The 15,573-nt window shown below is 72.2% G+C and carries 14 protein-coding genes; 5 read left to right on the top strand and 9 right to left on the bottom strand.

Annotated elements, in window-relative coordinates:
- Positions 1–4: 4 nt before the first annotated feature.
- The 5 genes from CLT75_RS21600 to CLT75_RS21580 form a co-directional block, all read right to left on the bottom strand.
- Entirely contained in the window at positions 5–1,372 is a 1,368-nt protein-coding gene (locus CLT75_RS21600; protein ID WP_135242204.1) for a GH1 family beta-glucosidase, read from the bottom strand.
- On the bottom strand, positions 1,369–2,202 hold the full coding sequence (locus CLT75_RS21595) for a carbohydrate ABC transporter permease (protein ID WP_030504579.1): 834 nt from the start codon (positions 2,200–2,202) through the stop codon (positions 1,369–1,371). The genes CLT75_RS21600 and CLT75_RS21595 overlap by 4 nt, the downstream gene beginning before the upstream one ends.
- Positions 2,199–3,188, bottom strand: coding sequence for a carbohydrate ABC transporter permease (locus CLT75_RS21590; protein ID WP_135242203.1), 990 nt, complete (start codon positions 3,186–3,188; stop codon positions 2,199–2,201). Before CLT75_RS21590 ends, CLT75_RS21595 begins: the two co-directional genes overlap by 4 nt.
- 70 nt (positions 3,189–3,258) lie before the next feature.
- Entirely contained in the window at positions 3,259–4,566 is a 1,308-nt protein-coding gene (locus tag CLT75_RS21585) for an ABC transporter substrate-binding protein (protein ID WP_121683308.1), read from the bottom strand.
- Between the two features lie 179 nt (positions 4,567–4,745).
- Positions 4,746–5,501: a maleylpyruvate isomerase family mycothiol-dependent enzyme gene (locus CLT75_RS21580; RefSeq protein WP_135242202.1), complete on the bottom strand. Its 756-nt coding sequence runs from the start codon at positions 5,499–5,501 to the stop codon at positions 4,746–4,748.
- Positions 5,502–5,571: 70 nt separating this feature from the next.
- On the opposite strand from CLT75_RS21580, the gene CLT75_RS21575 reads away from it, so the two are divergent.
- Positions 5,572–6,663 (top strand): UDP-N-acetylmuramate dehydrogenase, encoded by a 1,092-nt coding sequence (locus CLT75_RS21575; protein ID WP_135242201.1) that lies wholly within the window; start codon positions 5,572–5,574, stop codon positions 6,661–6,663.
- 161 nt (positions 6,664–6,824) lie between these two features.
- On the opposite strand, the gene CLT75_RS21570 is transcribed toward CLT75_RS21575, so the two are convergent.
- Both CLT75_RS21570 and CLT75_RS21565 read right to left on the bottom strand, forming a co-directional pair.
- Complete coding sequence (locus tag CLT75_RS21570; RefSeq protein WP_135242200.1) at positions 6,825–7,607, bottom strand: class I SAM-dependent methyltransferase; 783 nt, start codon at positions 7,605–7,607, stop codon at positions 6,825–6,827.
- Positions 7,607–8,371 (bottom strand): SDR family oxidoreductase, encoded by a 765-nt coding sequence (locus tag CLT75_RS21565; RefSeq protein ID WP_135242199.1) that lies wholly within the window; start codon positions 8,369–8,371, stop codon positions 7,607–7,609. The genes CLT75_RS21570 and CLT75_RS21565 overlap by 1 nt, the downstream gene beginning before the upstream one ends.
- Before the next feature lie 171 nt (positions 8,372–8,542).
- On the opposite strand from CLT75_RS21565, the gene mshA reads away from it, so the two are divergent.
- The 3 genes from mshA to CLT75_RS33415 all read left to right on the top strand — a co-directional run bounded on the left by mshA (position 8,543) and on the right by CLT75_RS33415 (position 11,616).
- A complete protein-coding gene (gene mshA, locus CLT75_RS21560) occupies positions 8,543–9,904 on the top strand; it encodes a D-inositol-3-phosphate glycosyltransferase (RefSeq protein ID WP_135242198.1) in 1,362 nt (453 codons plus the stop codon).
- Positions 9,905–9,955: 51 nt separating this feature from the next.
- On the top strand, positions 9,956–10,489 hold the full coding sequence (locus CLT75_RS21555) for a type III secretion system chaperone family protein (protein WP_013288782.1): 534 nt from the start codon (positions 9,956–9,958) through the stop codon (positions 10,487–10,489).
- 518 nt (positions 10,490–11,007) lie between these two features.
- Positions 11,008–11,616: a hypothetical protein gene (locus CLT75_RS33415; protein ID WP_486485359.1), complete on the top strand. Its 609-nt coding sequence runs from the start codon at positions 11,008–11,010 to the stop codon at positions 11,614–11,616.
- Positions 11,617–11,995: 379 nt separating this feature from the next.
- On the opposite strand, the gene CLT75_RS21545 is transcribed toward CLT75_RS33415, so the two are convergent.
- Positions 11,996–13,246 (bottom strand): MFS transporter, encoded by a 1,251-nt coding sequence (locus CLT75_RS21545; RefSeq protein ID WP_135242196.1) that lies wholly within the window; start codon positions 13,244–13,246, stop codon positions 11,996–11,998.
- A gap of 80 nt (positions 13,247–13,326) precedes the next feature.
- Positions 13,327–14,652 carry an MDR family MFS transporter gene (locus tag CLT75_RS21540; RefSeq protein WP_135242195.1) on the bottom strand — a complete coding sequence of 442 codons (1,326 nt, stop codon included), beginning with the start codon at positions 14,650–14,652 and terminating at the stop codon, positions 13,327–13,329.
- A 151-nt stretch (positions 14,653–14,803) separates the two neighbouring features.
- Here CLT75_RS21540 and CLT75_RS21535 point away from each other — a divergent pair, with 151 nt between their 5' ends.
- Positions 14,804–15,571 carry a phosphoglyceromutase gene (locus tag CLT75_RS21535; protein ID WP_135242194.1) on the top strand — a complete coding sequence of 256 codons (768 nt, stop codon included), beginning with the start codon at positions 14,804–14,806 and terminating at the stop codon, positions 15,569–15,571.
- The last annotated feature ends 2 nt before the right edge of the window (positions 15,572–15,573 follow it).

Genomic DNA, 15,573 nt, shown 5'->3' with positions numbered 1-15,573 from the left:
CTCGTCACAGCCCGTTCCGGGCGATCACCTCCTGGTACCAGCGGGCGCTGTGCTTTGGTGTGCGCCGCTGGGTCAGGTAGTCGACGTGGACGATCCCGAACCGCTTCCGGTAACCCTCGGCCCATTCGAAGTTGTCCAGCACCGACCATACGAGATAACCGCGCAGGTCCACGCCGCGGGCGATGGCTTCGTGTGCCGCGCGCAGGTGCCCGTCGAGGTAGGCGACCCGGTCGGCGTCGGCCACCCCGCCCTGCTCGTCGAGGTCGGTGTCGGGGAACGCCCCGCCGTTCTCGGTGATCATCAGAGGTAGTCCGGGATAGTCGGCCGCGACCCGTTCCAGCAGCCGGGTCAGCCCGGCCGGCTCGATCGACCAGCCCATGTCGGTCAGCGGCCCGGCCGGCGGCAGGAACTCGACGGTCCCGGCGGTCCCCGGGTACGCGGCGCCGCCCGCGCCGCCCGCACGCCCGGCCACGTAGGTGGGCGCGTAGTAGTTCAGGCCCAGCAGGTCCAGCGGCGCGGCGATCAGCTTCTCGTCCCCGTCCCGGACGAAGTCCGGCGCGACGATCCGGCTGACGTGGGCCAGCACGTCCGCCGGGTAGCCGCGGCCGGTGAGCGGGTCCAGGAAGATCCGGTTGTGCAGGCCGTCGACCAGCCGGACCGCCTCGGCGTCAGCGGCGCTGCCCGCGTCCGCCGGCTGCACGTCGGCCAGGTTGAGCGTGATCCCGAGCGTCTCCGCGCCGGCCGCGCGCAGCGCCCGCGCCGCCAGGCCGTGGCCGAGCAGCAGATGGTGTACGGCCCGGAACGCGTCACCGGCGTCGCGGCGCCCCGGCGCGTGCACCCCGGAGCCGTACCCGAGGTAGGCCGAGCACCACGGCTCGTTGAGCGTGGTCCAGGTGCGGACCCGGTCGCCGAGGCGGCCGTGCACGGCGAGCGCGTACTCGGCGAAGTGCTCGGCGGTCTCCCGGACGGTCCAGCCGCCCCGGTCCTCCAGCGCCTGCGGCAGGTCCCAGTGGTAGAGCGTGACGATCGGGTCGAGGCCGGCGTCCAGCAGCGCGTCGGTCAGCCGGTCGTAGAAGTCCAGCCCGCGCGGCTCGACCGGGCCGGTGCCGTCCGGCCGTACCCGGGGCCAGGACACCGAGAACCGGTACGCCCGCAGCCCCAGGTCGGCCATCAGCGCGACGTCCTGCGCGTACCGGTGGTAGTGGTCGCAGGCCACGTCGCCGGTGTGTCCCTGGAACACCGCGCCCGGCGTACGGCTGAAGGTGTCCCAGATCGACGGGCCGCGACCGTCGTCGCGGGCGGCGCCCTCGATCTGGTACGCGGCGGTGGCCCCGCCCCAGACGAAACCCTCCGGGAATCGGACGTTGCTCATGCCTTGACCGCACCTTCCATGATCCCGCCGATGATCTGGCGGCCGAAGACGATGAACACCAGCAGCAGCGGCAGCGTGGCGATGGCCGTGCCGGTGAACACCTGCGACATGTCCTGGTAGTACCCGTCGGAGAGGGCCCGCAGCGACAGCTGCACCGTCGGGTTCTCCGGGTCGTTCAGCACCGCGTACGGCCAGAGGAAGTCGTTCCAGGTGGTCATGAACGTGAGCAGGCCGAGGACGGCGGCGGCCGGGCGCAGCGCGGGCAGCACCACGTTCCAGTAGATCCGCGCGGTGTTGCAGCCGTCCATCCGGGCCGCCTCGATCAGTTCGGTGCTGACCGCCTGGCCCGCGTACTGGCGCATCATGAACACGCCGAAGCCGGTGACAAGCGCCGGCACGATCACGGCGGGCAGCCTGTCGTTCCAGTTCAGCTTCGTCATGAGCAGGTAGAGCGGGATCACGCCGAGCTGGGTGGGGACCATCATGGTGGCGACGATGACCAGCAGCAGCGCGTTGCGCCCGCGGAAGCGCAGCTTGGCGAACGCGAACCCGGCCAGCGTGGAGAAGAACACCACCGAGATCGTCACGGTGGTGGCGACGATCGCCGAGTTGATCAGGCCGGTCAGGAAGTACGCGTCGGTGTTGTCGAACAGCCGGGCGATGTTGGCGCCGAGGTTGCCGCCCGGGGTGAGCGGCGGCGGCACCTGGCCCATCGTGTCGCTGGTCCGGCTGGCCACCACGAACATCCAGTAGATCGGGAAGATCGACAGGACGGCCGAGAGCGTCAGCGCCAGGTAGGTGAGCCGGCTTGCCGACCAGAGGCGGGTCATCGGGAGACCTCCTTGCGGGAGCCGCCGCCGAGCCGGCGCAGGAGCAGGACGTTTATCGCCGCGACCACGGCGATCAGCGCGAACAGCAGCCAGGCGACCGCCGAGCCGTAGCCGAAGTTGTAGTGCGGCGCGAAGGCGTTCTCGAACATGTACATGGTCACCGTCTGCGACTCCCGCAGCGGCCCGCCGCGGATCGCGTTGGTGCCGGAGTTGAACATCCGGGGCTCGGTGAAGAGCTGGAGGCCGCCGATGGTGGAGATGATGACCGCGAAGATGATCGTCGGCTTGAGCAGCGGCACCGTGATGGACCAGAACTGGCGGGCCCGGCCGGCGCCGTCGATCGCCGCCGACTCGTACAGGTCGCGGGGGATGGCCTGCATGGCGGCCAGGAAGATGAGCGCGTTGTAGCCGGTCCAGCGCCAGTCGACCATGGTGGAGATGGCGACCCAGGCGGCGAACCGGTTCGCCTTCCAGTCGATCGCGCTGATCCCGACGTGGTCGAGCAGCCAGTTGATCATGCCGAACTCGCGGCCGAACAGCACCGCGAACACGATCGCCACGGCGGCGGTCGAGGTGACGTTCGGGATCAGCACCGCCATCCGCCAGGTGGTACGGGCCCGCAACTGCCGGTTGAGCAGGTTGGCCAGCCAGAGCGCGGCGAGCAGCTGGGGGACCGTGGAGATCACGAAGATGCCCAGCGTGTTGACGACCGAGTGCCAGAAGTCCGAGTCGGCGAGCAACTGCGTGTAGTTGTCGAGGCCGACGAACGGGTGCTCGGCGCCGAGCAGGTCCCAGTCGTGCAGCGAGACCCAGAACGTGTACGCCAGCGGGTACGCCCCGAAGACGCCGAACAGCAGGAAGAACGGGGCGATGAACAGGTACGGCGAGTACTTGGTGTCGATCCGGCTGAGCCGGTTGCCCAGGCCGGGACGGGTGGGACGGGGTGCCGGTGCGACCGGCGGGCGGGCGTCGAGCTGGACGGCCATGACCCGGGACTCCTTTCCGCCGTGCGGGCGGCCCCCGTGGCCGGGTGGCCGCCCGCACGCGCTGCTCGGGTTACTTGGCGGCGGCCTTCTCGGCGTTGGCGACCGCGTCGGTCCAGCCCTGCTCCGGTGAGCGCTTGCCCAGCTCGACCGAGCGGACGGCGTTCTCGACCTCGGTGCGTACGGCCTGGTTCTTCGGTCCCATGTAGACCGGCTTCAGGCTCTTGGCGCCCTCGGCGAAGATCTTCCCGACCGGCGCCTCGGAGAAGTAGGCGTTCTTCGAGTCGATGATCGCCGGGTCCTCCAGCGCCTGCGGCGACGAGGGCAGCGGGCCCTTCGCCTTGAACGCGCCGATCTGACCCTTGGCGCTGGTCAGGAACTTGGCCAGCTCGATCGCCTCGGCCTGGTGCTTGCTCTGCTTCGGCACGGCGAGGAACGAGCCACCCCAGTTGCCGCCGTTGCCGGGGATCTGGGCGATGTCCCACTTGCCCTTGGCGCCGGCGCCCGCGTTGCCCTCGATCACGCCGGTCATCCAGGCCGGGCAGGCGATGGTGGCGAACTTCGACTGCTTGAACGCCGACACCCACTCCTCGGACCAGGAGCCGTACTTGCCGGACAGCCCCGAGTCGATGATGTCCATCGTGGTGTCGTACGCCTGCTTCACCGCCGGGTTGCTGCCCACGACCAGGTTGTTGCCGGTGTCGTAGTAGCTGTAGCCGCTGCTGTTGCCGGCGGTCTGGAGCAGGATCGTGTTGAACGTGTTGGTCGCGGCGTCCAGGAACGACGCGCCGGTCTTCTTCGCGGTGAACTGCTCGCCGACCTTGATGTAGTCCTGCCAGGTGGGCCAGAGCTTGGACACCGCCTCGCGGTCGGTGGGCAGGCCGGCCTTGGCGAACAGGTCGGTGCGGTAACACATCGCCATGCCGCCGACATCGGTGCCGAGGCCGATGAGCTGCTTGCCGTCGGCGGTGAGCCCCTGGTTCCACTTCCAGTCGAGGAAGTTGCCCTTCAGGTCGGCCGCGCCGTGGTCGAGCAGGTTGACGAAGTTCTGCGGGTTGGCCTTGTACTCGACGAGCAGGCCCTCCTCGATGGCGACCACGTCGCCGGCGCCCTTGCCCGCGGCGAGCCACTGGGTGAGCTTCGGGGAGTACTCGTCGAGGTTGCCGCCGGTGCCCCGCTCGACGATCTTCACCCCCGGGTGGCTGGCCATGTACTCCTGGTAGAGATCGGCGTAACCGAACTGGCCGAAGACGTCGACGGTGAGCGTTATCGGCCCGTCGGCGGCGGCATCGTCGCCGCCGCCGCAGGCGGTGGTGCCGAGCAGCGCGGTGGCGGCGACCACTGCCACCGCCGCCAAGCGGCGGCGCGTGAAGGTGAGCATGCTGTCCCTGACCTCTCGGGTCGTCGAAACGGGTGGTGGAAGGCGGTTCCGGAACTAAGAGAGCGCTCTCACGACAGCGTGGTGGAGGGTCCCGGACCTTGTCAAGAGAGCGCTCTCAGAGCTGTCCGAAAAGAAACGGAGAGGGACGGCCGCCGCCCCTCTCCGTCCGGTGCCCGTCGTCAGCCGACCCGCAGGCCCCCCAGCAGGGCCGGATCGCCCGCCACGTCCAGCGCGTCGAAGCTGATCCGGCCCATCAGCGCCAGCAGCAGATCGCTCGCCGTACCCGACACCTGCGCCCGCGCGCGGTGGTCGTCGTGGTCGAGGATCGTCGCGGTGTCCAGCAGCGCGACCCCCTCACCCCGCAACCGCAGGTACCACTCCTGCGCCGCGTCTGTCGCGTTCAGCTGCACCACGCCGCGCCACTGCCCGGGCTGCACCCGCCGGCCCGCCGGCAGCCAGGTGTCCAGCACCTCGCTCACCCCGTCGGCCGCGAGCTTCGCCTCGATCGGATCACCCGCACCGATCGCGAGCTGGGCGTCCCAGCGGTGCACGGCCGTCTCGTGCGCCATCCGGCGCGGCCAGAAGGCCGTCTTCTTCGGCTGGGGCGCGAAGTTCCAGGCCGGCGCCTCCGGATCAGTCGCCTCCAGCAGCGCGGTGAGCCGCTCGTACTCCTGCGCGTACCACTGCGCCGCGGTCAGACCCGCCGGCGGCTCCGGGTCGTGCCGCTCCGGGCGCGTGGTGCCGCCCGTGGACAGCACGGTGCCCGCCCAGACGTACGCGCGGGTCAGGTGATGAGCGAGGTCGGTGACAGTCCAGCCGGGACAGGACAGCACCGGTGTCTCGGGCGGCGCCTCAGCCACCGCCGTGGCGAAGGCGGGGCCCTCCGTGCGCAGCGCGCCGATCCAGAAGTCCTTCGTGTGGTGCAGTCTGCTCATCGCCATCCTCCCGGGGGTGACCGGGCCACCAGTGGGTGCTCCGGCTACCCCTCAGCCTAGGGTGAAAGGCGTGTCAGACGTCTACGCCGAACCGGCTACTGCCGGTGAACCGACCGATCCGGCCACCCTGGCGCGCTACACCACGCTCCGGCTCGGCGGACCCGCCGGGCGGCTGGAGACCGCCGAGGACGCCACCCAGATCGTCCTGAAGGTGCAGGAAGCGGAAGCCCGCGAGCAGGCCGTTCTGGTGCTGGCCGGCGGCAGCAACGTCGTCATCGGCGACCAGGGCTTCCCCGGCACCGTCGTGCTCGTCCGCTCCCGGGGGTTCCGGGCCGTCGCCGAGGACGGCGACACCGTCACGGTACGTGTCGAAGCCGGCGAGCCGTGGGACGACCTCGTCGCCGCCACCGTCGAGCACGGCTGGTCCGGGCTGGAGTGCCTCTCCGGCATCCCCGGCTCGGCCGGCGCGACCCCGATCCAGAACGTCGGCGCGTACGGCCAGGAGGTGGCCGAGACGATCGTCGCCGTCGAGGCGTACGACCGGACGGAGCGCCGGGTGGTCCGGATCCCGGCCGCCGACTGCGGGTTCGTCTACCGGGGCAGCATCTTCAAGTACAGCGACCGCTGGGTGGTGCTCACCGTCGACTTCCGGCTCACCCGGTCCCCGCTGTCCGGCCCGGTCCGCTACGCCGAACTGGCCCGGGCGCTCGGCGTCGAGGTGGGCGACCGGGTGCCGCTCGCCGACGCCCGCGCCACCGTGCGCAAGCTGCGCGCCGGCAAGGGCATGGTGCTCGACCCGGCCGACCCGGACACCTGGTCGGTGGGCTCGTTCTTCACCAACCCGGTGCTGCCGGGCGAGGTGTTCGAGCGGATGCGGCAACGCGCCGCCGACGTGGGAGAGCCGCCGCACTGGCCTGGTGCCGACGGGGCGGTGAAGGTCAGCGCGGCGTGGCTGATCGACAAGGCCGGGTTCGGCAAGGGGTACGCGGGCCCGGAGGGCGTCGCCATCTCCAGCAAGCACACGCTGGCGCTGACAAACCGCTCCGGCACGGCGAGTGCGGCCGCGCTGGTGGCGCTGGCGCGCGAGATCCGCGACGGCGTGCAGTCCCGCTTCGGCGTAACCCTCCACCCCGAGCCAGTCCTCATCAACTGCACCATCTGACCCGCCCCGCCCCGCCCCGCCTCACCCCCGCGATCTTGCACTTCTGGCCCCCGGGGCGGGCGGTTTAGCCCGTTCTGCCGGGGCAGTAAGTGCAAGATCAACGCGCGGGGACAGGGCTCCGCGGAAGGGACGGCTGACTGCCAGCGGCTGACTGCCGGCGGTCAGCGGGGGGCTACGGCGGGCCAAGGGAGCGTCAGGTAGCCGTGGCGCCACGTGCGGGGGGTGCCCTGGATCGGCCAGCCTGACTCCTTCACCGCCTCGACCGTACGCAGCCAGCGCTGCCGGGGGCCGAACGGGGCGTAACCGGCGGCCGAGCGCCACGCGTGCTCCAGCGCGTCGATCAGGTCGTGGACGCGTTCGCCCGGCACGTTGCGGTGGATCAGCGCCTTCGGCAGCCGCTCGGCGAGCGTGGCAGGGCTCTCCAGCGTGGTCAGCTTCGCCGACAGCGTGAGCGTGCGCGGTCCGGTGGCGTCGAGCAGCACCCAGGAGCCGAGCCGCCCCAGCTCGTCGCAGGTGCCCTCGACCAGCAGCCCGTCCGGCGCGAGCCGTCCGGTGACGGTACGCCAGGCGTCGGCCACCTCGCTCTCGTCGTACTGGCGGAGCACGTTGAACGCCCGCACGAGCGCGGGACGCAGTCCGGCCAGCTCGAAGCCGCCCCTGGCGAACGTCAGCCCGGGTGGGTCGGCGGCGGGCAGGGCGGCGGCCACGCGTACCGGATCGATCTCCAGGCCGACCACCCGCACGTCGGCGCGGACCCCGGCCGCGAGACGGGCCCGCAGTTCGACAGGGGTGACCGGGGTGGCGCCGTAGCCCAGGTCCACCACCAGCGGGTCTGCGGCGGCGCGCAGCGCGTCGCGGCAGGTCTCGACGATCCAGTTGTCCACCCGCCGGAGCCGGTTGGGGTTCGTCGTGCCCCGGGTGGCCACGCCGAGCGGACGCTCCATTAGGACGTCCGGTGCACCTTGTGCTGCGCGGCCTGGGCCAGCGGGCGGACCACGAGCTGGTCGATGTTGACGTGGTGCGGGCGGGTCGCGCACCAGGCGACGCAGTCGGCGACGTCGTCGGCCACCAGCGGTTCGGCGACTCCGGCGTAGACCGCCTCGGCCCGGTCGGTGTCACCGCCGAAGCGGACCAGGCCGAACTCCTCGGTCTTCACCATGCCGGGGTCGATCTCGATCACCCGGACCGGGCGCCCGCACAGTTCCAGCCGGAGCGTGCCGGCGATCGCGGTCTGCGCGTGCTTGGCGGCCGTGTAGCCGCCGCCGCCCTCGTAGACCACGTGCCCGGCGGTGGAGCTGACGATCACGACCGTGCCGGCGCCGGAGCGCTCCAGCGCCGGGAGCAGCGCCTTCGTGACGCGCAGCGTGCCGAGCACGTTCACGTCGTACATCCATTGCCAGTCGCCCACGTCGGCGGTCTCGACCGGGTCCAGGCCGCGGGCGCCGCCCGCGTTGTTCACCAGCAGCGTGACCGGCCCGGGTGCGGCCTCGGCGGCGGCGGCCAGGCCGGCCACCGACTCGTCCGAGGTCACGTCGCAGGCCACCGCTGTCGCCGCGCCGCCGGCCGCCTCGATCTCGGCGACCAGCGCGGCCAGCCGGTCGGTACGCCGGGCGGCAGCCAGCACGTGGAACCCCTCGGCGGCGAGCCGGCGGGCGGTGGCCGCGCCGATCCCGCTGGACGCCCCGGTGACGATGGCGACTGAAGTCATCCGGACATTGTCTCCCGTCGCCGGGCCGCGTGGCGGGATGAGGTCCGTCACGCCGGGGACCCGGCGGAAAGCATTTCCGTACCCCGATGGGGAAGATGACATCCGGCACACGGGTTGACCGAGAAGCGCCGGTCGTGCGGGACGGCATCAACCGTGACAGAGGGAGCGGACGTGGCGGATTTGCACACCGGTGTCGGTCGTCAGCGAGGTGCCCTTCCGTGGCCGCGGCCCCGCCGTATCGCCACCTTGTCGGTGCACACGTCGCCGCTGCACCAGCCCGGCACCGGTGACGCGGGCGGCATGAACGTCTACATCTTGGAAGTGGCCCGGCGGCTGGCCGAGGCCGACGTCGAGGTGGAGATCTTCACCCGGGCCACCGCCGGTGACCTGCCCCCGGTGGTCGAGGTGGCGCCCGGGGTGTCCGTCCGGCACGTCACCGCCGGGCCGCTGGAGGGGCTGACCAAGGAGGAACTGCCGGGTCAGCTCTGCGCCTTCACCGCCGGGGTGCTGCGGGCCGAGGCGGCCCGCCCGCCGGGCCACTACGACCTGATCCACTCGCACTACTGGCTCTCCGGCCAGGTCGGCTGGCTGGCCAAGGAGCGCTGGGGCGTACCGCTTGTGCACACCGCGCACACCCTCGCGAAGGTCAAGAACGCCCGCCTCGCCGCCGGGGACCGTCCCGAGCCGAAGGCCCGGGTGATCGGTGAGGAGCAGGTGGTCACCGAGGCGGACCGGCTGGTCGCCAACACCCGGGTCGAGGCCCGCGACCTGCTCGACCGGTACGCGGCCGAGCCGGACCGGGTGGCGATCGTGGAACCCGGCGTCGACCTGGACCGGTTCCGTCCCGCCGCCGGTGACCGGGACGCCGCGACCCGGGCCGCGCGCCGCCGGCTCGGCCTGCCGACCGACGGGTACGTGGTCGCGTTCGTCGGCCGGATCCAGCCGCTCAAGGCGCCGGACGTGCTGGTGCGCGCCGCCGCCGCGCTGCGTGAGCGGGATCCGGCGCTGGCCGACGAGCTGACCGTGGTGATCTGCGGCGGGCCCAGCGGCAGCGGCCTGGACCGGCCCACCGCCCTGATCGAGCTGGCGCACGCGCTCGGCATCGCCGACCGGGTGCGTTTCCTCCCGCCGCAGACCGGCGCAGACCTGCCCGCCCTCTACCGCGCCGCCGACCTGGTCGCGGTGCCGTCGCACAACGAGTCGTTCGGGCTGGTCGCGCTGGAGGCACAGGCGTGCGGCACGCCGGTGCTGGCCGCCGCTGTGGGCGGCCTGGTGACGGCGGTACGCGACGGCGTCAGCGGCATGCTCATCGACGGGCACGACCCGGTCGACTGGGCCCGCGCGCTGGCCCGCCTGCTGCCCGATCCGGTACGCCGTGCGGCGCTGGGCCGCGGCGCCGAGCGGCACGCCCGGGACTTCTCCTGGCACCGCACCGCCTCCGGCCTGCTCGCGGTCTACGGGGAGGCGATCACCGAGCACCGGGCCCGGCTGGCGCGGCGGCTCGGCGAACCGGCCGCGCTGTGCTCCTGGTGATCGCCACCGGCCACCGGGCGGCCCCGGTACGCCGGTCGTAGAGTGGGTGCGATGAGCCGCAGGAGTGAGGTCGCCGCGCTGATCGAGTCCGTCTGCGCGGAGCGCGAGCTGGAGTGGGAGTCCACCGGCGAGGCGTCGTACGCGGTGACGCTGCCCGGCACGCACAAGCTCAAGACGATCTGCAACCTGATCGTGGGTGAGCACGCGCTGCGGGTCGAGGCGTTCGTGATGCGCCAGCCCGACGAGCGCCGCGAGGAGCTGTGGGCCTGGCTGCTCCAGCGCAACGCCCGCATGTACGGCGTCTCGTTCTCCATCGACTCGGTCGGCGACGTCTACCTGACCGGGCGGGTCAACCTGGCCGGGATCGACGCCGACGAGCTGGACCGGCTGCTCGGTTCCGTGCTGACGTACGCCGACGAGTCGTTCGACAGCATGTTGGAGATCGGGTTCGGCACCGCCATCCGCCGGGAGTGGGAGTGGCGGGTCAAGCGCGGCGAGTCGACGGCCAACCTGGCCGCGTTCGCGCACCTCTTCGAGCCTTCCGCCACCGCCGGATCGTCCGCCGGAGGTTCGGAGCCCTCCTGACGGGTATGCCGCCCCGCGCGGTGCGGAGCACTGGGACCCACCGCGGGCCGAGGACGGACTGTCGAGGAGCGTGTCCCATGGCTCAGCGCAACAGCTCAGGTCGCGGCACGACTGCGACCCGGACCAAACGGCAAACCGGCAATCAGACGCCGAACACCCCGGGGGTGTCGGAGTCGGCGATCTCCCGGATGAAGGTGGACGACATCCGCAGCCAGCTCAAACGGCGCGGGGTCTCCGGGATCTCCGCGCTGCGGAAGCCGGAACTGGTGAAGACCCTGGCGCGAACGATGCGCGGGGAGGGCGGCGCCGCCCGGCGGAGCACCGGCCCGGCCGGCCGGCCGTCGGCGACCCGCAAGAGCACCGCCGCGAAGAAGACCACTGCGGCGAAGCGGACCACGTCGGCCCGCCGGAGCGCCACGTCGCCGGCCGCACGCGCCACCGGTGCCAGGGCCAAGGCGACGGGTACGCGCAAGGCGGTGCCCGCCCGGGCGAAGGCGAGCTCGTCCCGGGCCAAGGCGATGCCGGCTCGCGCCAAGGCGGCCCCGGCTCGGGCGAAGGCGACCTCGTCGCGGGCGACGACGGCCCGCGCGAAGGCCGCGCCCGCTCGGGCGAAGGCAGCCCCGTCGAGGGCGAAGGCGACTCCGTCGCGGGCCAAGGCGGCCCCGTCGCGGGCGAAGGCCGCTCCTTCGCGTGCCAAGGCGGCTCCGTCGCGGGCCAAGGCGGCACCGGCCCGGAAGGCGCCGGGCGCGCAGGCCGCGCCGACCCGTGGCCCGGCGTCCAGCCGGTCGATCGGATCGTCGCAGCTCATCACGTCGCTCGCGGACCGGCCGGAGCGTCCGGGCCGGAGCCTGGTCACCCGTAACCACGAGGTGATCCAGCGCTGGGCGCGGGCGCGGGGTGCGAAGCCCGCGACCATCGCCGGCACCGAGCGCGAGGGCCGGGCCGGGGTGCTGACGTTCAACATCCCCGGGTACCGGGAGAGCAGCCGGATCCGCGAGATCACCTGGGACGACTGGTTCCGCACGTTCGACCTGCGGCGGCTGAACCTGATCTACCAGGAGCAGATGCGGGACGGTCGGCAGAGCAACTTCTTCCGGACCGAGAACCCGAATCGCGAGGACGGCTGAGGTTTACGGGAATGGCCGACGGGAACGCCGTGTTTGCCATTCCAGGGACGACAACACGGACAGCCGGGTTTCCGACACGGGCGCTGTGACGGGCAAGACAGCGTTCTGGGTTGAATCCGGAATCCGGGCGAACTAACTTTATTGCACCGCGTCACGCTTGTTTTCGTTCGGGGGAGCGGTGGATCGATCAGATCCGCGCAGGCGAGACGCGAAGATCGGGTGGAGCACACCGTTGGGGGACGGTGCCACCCGTGGAACCGGCGGCGCGAGCGGGCGACGCTTACGGGGGTGAGTGTCGCCCGCCGCCGCCGGGCGTACGGTACGAGCGCCCATCTCGACGGGGGTCGGGGTGGGCGCTCTGCCGTTGTCTCCCGAGCCTTCAGCGGGCGGAAGTCACCGGTTCCGCGGCCGCCGCCCGCAGCGCGGCCACCCGCCGCTCCCGGCGCGGCCCGGCGAGCAGGTGCCCGGCGGCGGCCAGCAGGCCGAGCGCGCCCACCACCAGCCAGTGCCGCTCGCCGAGGTGTTCCAGGCTGAGCCCGCCGAGCGCCGGCGCCACGAACGACGCGGCCGGGAACGTCAGGTAGAACACCGACTGGTAGCGGGCGCGCAGTTCGGGGGGTGCGAGGTCCGCGTTGATCTGGGCGTTCGGCGGCGCGGCGAGCATCTGCCCGACCGTCCAGACCACCGCCGCGCCGAGGTAGAGCGGCAGCCCGTCGGCCACCGTCAGCGCGCCGAACCCGAGCGCCATCAGGCCGGTGGAGACGGCCAGCACGCTCGACTTCCGGTACGGCTCGATGAGCCGGGGCACGAACAGTTGCCCGACCACGATGAGCGCCCCGCCGAGCGCCACCACCAGCCCGTACGCCGACGGGCGCAGGCCGTCCTCGCGCATCGCCAGCGGCATGATCGTCGAGGTCTGCATGGTCAGCACGGCCAGCAGGAACGTCAGCCCGACGAACACCAGGAACGTGCGGTCGGTCAGCGCCGTGTGCAGCCCGGGACGGCGTCCCACCACCGCCCGTGGCGTGAGCGCCGGCCGCCGGGTGATCGTCTCCGGCACCTTCAGCGCGATCACCACAGCAGCCGCCAGTGTGGCTCCGGCGTCGACCAGGAACAGCGCCGTGAAGCTCGCCTCGGCGAGGATGCCGGCCAGCAGCGACGCCACCGCCATGCCCAGGTTGAACGCCCAGAACTGCAGGTTGAACGCGCGGGAGCGGCGCGCCTCGGGCACCACGTCCACGATGGCGGCCACGAACGCCGGGCTGGGCATCGAGTGCGCCACCCCGACCAGCGTGGCGAGTACGGCGATCGCCGCCAGGTGCGTGCTGAACGCCAGCGCCGCCATCAGGACGGCGGCGGCCAGGTGGGCGGCGAGCAGCGTGGCCCGCCGTCCCCACCGGTCGGCCAGGACGCCGCCGAGCAGCGTGCCGGCCGCGCCGCCGATCCCGTACGCGCCGACCACCAGCCCGGCCAGCGACGGCGGTGCGCCCCGCGCGGCGGTCAGGTAGAGCGACAGGAACAGCAGCGCGAACGCGCCGGCCCGGTTGATCAGCAGGCCGGACCAGAGGTACCAGAACGTGGCCGGCAGTCCGCCGGCTGTGTCGTCCCACCAGCGCCGCAGGCCGTGCACCAGTCCTCCAGGAAGGTTTCCTTACCGATTCCTTCCCGTACCGTATCCACAGGCCTCCGGGCGGCTGCGTCGGGGCGTACTCAGGAACCGGCCCGGACTGGCGCGGCGGGTGCGGTCGCCGCGGCCTCGCCCGCCTCGGGCGCCGGGGAGGCGGTGACGGTGACCGGCGTGACCGGCGTGCCCACGGCGCGCAGCGCGACCGCGCGGCGCTCCCGGGCCGGGCCGGAGATCAGGTGGGCGACCGCCGCCACGACGCCGATGCCCGCGCAGCCGAGCCAGAGCGTGCTGTTGCCGGCGTTCTCCCGGACCAGGCCGCCGAGGATCGGCGCGGCGGCGCCGGCGAGCTGCCAGGACAGCGAGAAGACGCCCTGGTAGCGGCCGCGCAGCGCGGCCGGGGACAGCTCCGCGATCAGGGTGGCGTTCGACGGCGAGTTGAGCATCTCGCCGACGGTCCAGATCAGCACGGTCAGGCCGTAGAGCCAGACCGTGTCGGCGAACGCGGTGAGCCCGAACCCGGCGCCCATCACCAGCGCCGCGAGCGCCAGTACGTGCGAGCGGCTGCGGCCCTTGATGAGCCGGGGTACGAACAGCTGGCCGACCACGATGAGCACGCCGTTCAGTGCGATCACCGAGCCGTAGGTGGCCGGGCTGAGCCCGGAGTCGCCCATCGCGATCGGCAGCATCGAGATGTGCTGGAGGAACACCAGCGCGGCGAGCAGGTTGAGCGCGACGAAGCCGAGGAACACCCGGTCGGCGAGGATGGTGCGCAGCGCCCCGGCCGGCGTCGGCATCCCCTTGACCGGGAGCGCGGTGACCGGGCCGCGGGTCTCGCCGACCTTGGCGAAGATGATGAGCGCGGTCACGAGTGTGGTGGTCGCGTTCACCAGGAACAACAACAGGTAGCTGCCCTGGGCGGCGAAGCCGGCGAGCACGGCCGCGCAGGCGAAGCCGAGGTTGATGGCCCAGTAGTTCAGCGAGAAGGCGCGCAGCCGGTCCTTGTCCGGCACGACGTCGACCATCATGGCGCCGAAGGCGGGGCGGGCCGCCTCGGCGAACGCGCCGAGCAGCAGCGCGCCCACGGCGACCGCCCAGAGCGGGCGGGCGAAGCCGAGCGCGATCATCATGCCCGCCGCGCCGACGTGCGCGGTGAGCAGCGTGGGCCGCCGTCCCCAGCGGTCGGTCAGGGTGCCGCCGATGGTGGTGCCGACCGCGCCGCCGGCACCCCAGAGGCCGATCACCAGTCCGGCCTGGGAGGCGGAGAAGCCGCGTTCCTGGGTCAGGTAGATGGCCAGGAAGATCAGGACGAACGAGCCGAGCCGGTTGATCAGCGTGCCGGCCCAGAGGTACCAGAACGTCCGTGGCAGGCCACCGGCTGTGTCCTGGAACCAGCCCCGTACCGTCCGCATCCCGACGCCCCCCGAATGGTAATGACCGACCTCTTTAAGACGCCTTACAACCTAGTGCCGGGCCGGAGCCGTGGTCATCAGGTTTTCCACGTGGTGGTCGTCACCACAGGTCGCCGCGTGTCCGCCCGCGCCGTACGGCAGGATGATCGGCATGACTGCGAGCGAGGGGCCCACCGTCGGGACGCTGGTCCTGCTGCGGCACGGCGAGAGCGACTGGAACGCCAAGAACCTCTTCACCGGCTGGGTCGACGTCGACCTGACCGCCAAGGGGGAGACCGAGGCGCGGCGCGGCGGCGAACTGCTGCGCGAGCACGACCTGCTGCCGGACGTGGTGCACACGAGCCTGCTGCGCCGGGCCATCCGCACCGCCGAGCTGGCGCTGAACGCCGCCGACCGGCACTGGATCGCGGTGCGCCGGTCGTGGCGGCTCAACGAACGCCACTACGGCGCCCTGCAGGGCAAGAACAAGAAGCAGACCCTCGACGAGTACGGCGAGGAGCAGTTCATGCTCTGGCGCCGCTCGTACGACACGCCGCCGCCGCCGATCGACGACGCCGACGAGTGGTCGCAGGTCGGCGACCCCCGGTACGCGCTGCTGCCGACCGAGCTGATGCCGCGCACCGAGTGCCTCAAGGACGTCGTCGACCGGATGCTGCCCTACTGGTACGACTCGATCGTGCCGGACATCCTGGCCGGCCGGACGGTGCTGGTGGCGGCGCACGGCAACTCGCTGCGCGCCCTGGTCAAGCACCTCGACCAGATCTCCGACGACGCGATCGCCAAGCTGAACATCCCCACCGGCATCCCGCTGCGCTACGACCTGGACGCCGACCTGCGTCCGCAGGTGCTCGGCGGGACGTACCTGGACCCGGAGGCCGCCAAGGACGCCGCCGCCGCGGTCGCGAACCAGGGCCGCTGAGG

The sequence above is a fragment of the Micromonospora sp. CNZ285 genome, assembly GCF_004637285.1.
The sequence above is the reverse complement of the archived record's forward strand: the minus strand, read 5'-3'. Positions and strand labels throughout refer to the sequence as shown.

Excerpts from the sequence above, each read along its gene's own strand:
- CLT75_RS21600 (WP_135242204.1), bottom strand. The coding sequence starts at position 1,372 with ATGAGCAACGTCCGATTCCCGGAGGGTTTCGTCTGGGGCGGGGCCACC.
- CLT75_RS21595 (WP_030504579.1), bottom strand. The coding sequence starts at position 2,202 with ATGACCCGCCTCTGGTCGGCAAGCCGGCTCACCTACCTGGCGCTGACG.
- CLT75_RS21590 (WP_135242203.1), bottom strand. The coding sequence starts at position 3,188 with ATGGCCGTCCAGCTCGACGCCCGCCCGCCGGTCGCACCGGCACCCCGT.
- CLT75_RS21585 (WP_121683308.1), bottom strand. The coding sequence starts at position 4,566 with ATGCTCACCTTCACGCGCCGCCGCTTGGCGGCGGTGGCAGTGGTCGCC.
- CLT75_RS21580 (WP_135242202.1), bottom strand. The coding sequence starts at position 5,501 with ATGAGCAGACTGCACCACACGAAGGACTTCTGGATCGGCGCGCTGCGC.
- CLT75_RS21570 (WP_135242200.1), bottom strand. The coding sequence starts at position 7,607 with ATGGAGCGTCCGCTCGGCGTGGCCACCCGGGGCACGACGAACCCCAAC.
- CLT75_RS21565 (WP_135242199.1), bottom strand. The coding sequence starts at position 8,371 with ATGACTTCAGTCGCCATCGTCACCGGGGCGTCCAGCGGGATCGGCGCG.
- CLT75_RS21555 (WP_013288782.1), top strand. The coding sequence starts at position 9,956 with ATGAGCCGCAGGAGTGAGGTCGCCGCGCTGATCGAGTCCGTCTGCGCG.
- CLT75_RS33415 (WP_486485359.1), top strand. The coding sequence starts at position 11,008 with ATGCCGGCTCGCGCCAAGGCGGCCCCGGCTCGGGCGAAGGCGACCTCG.
- CLT75_RS21540 (WP_135242195.1), bottom strand. The coding sequence starts at position 14,652 with ATGCGGACGGTACGGGGCTGGTTCCAGGACACAGCCGGTGGCCTGCCA.
- CLT75_RS21535 (WP_135242194.1), top strand. The coding sequence starts at position 14,804 with ATGACTGCGAGCGAGGGGCCCACCGTCGGGACGCTGGTCCTGCTGCGG.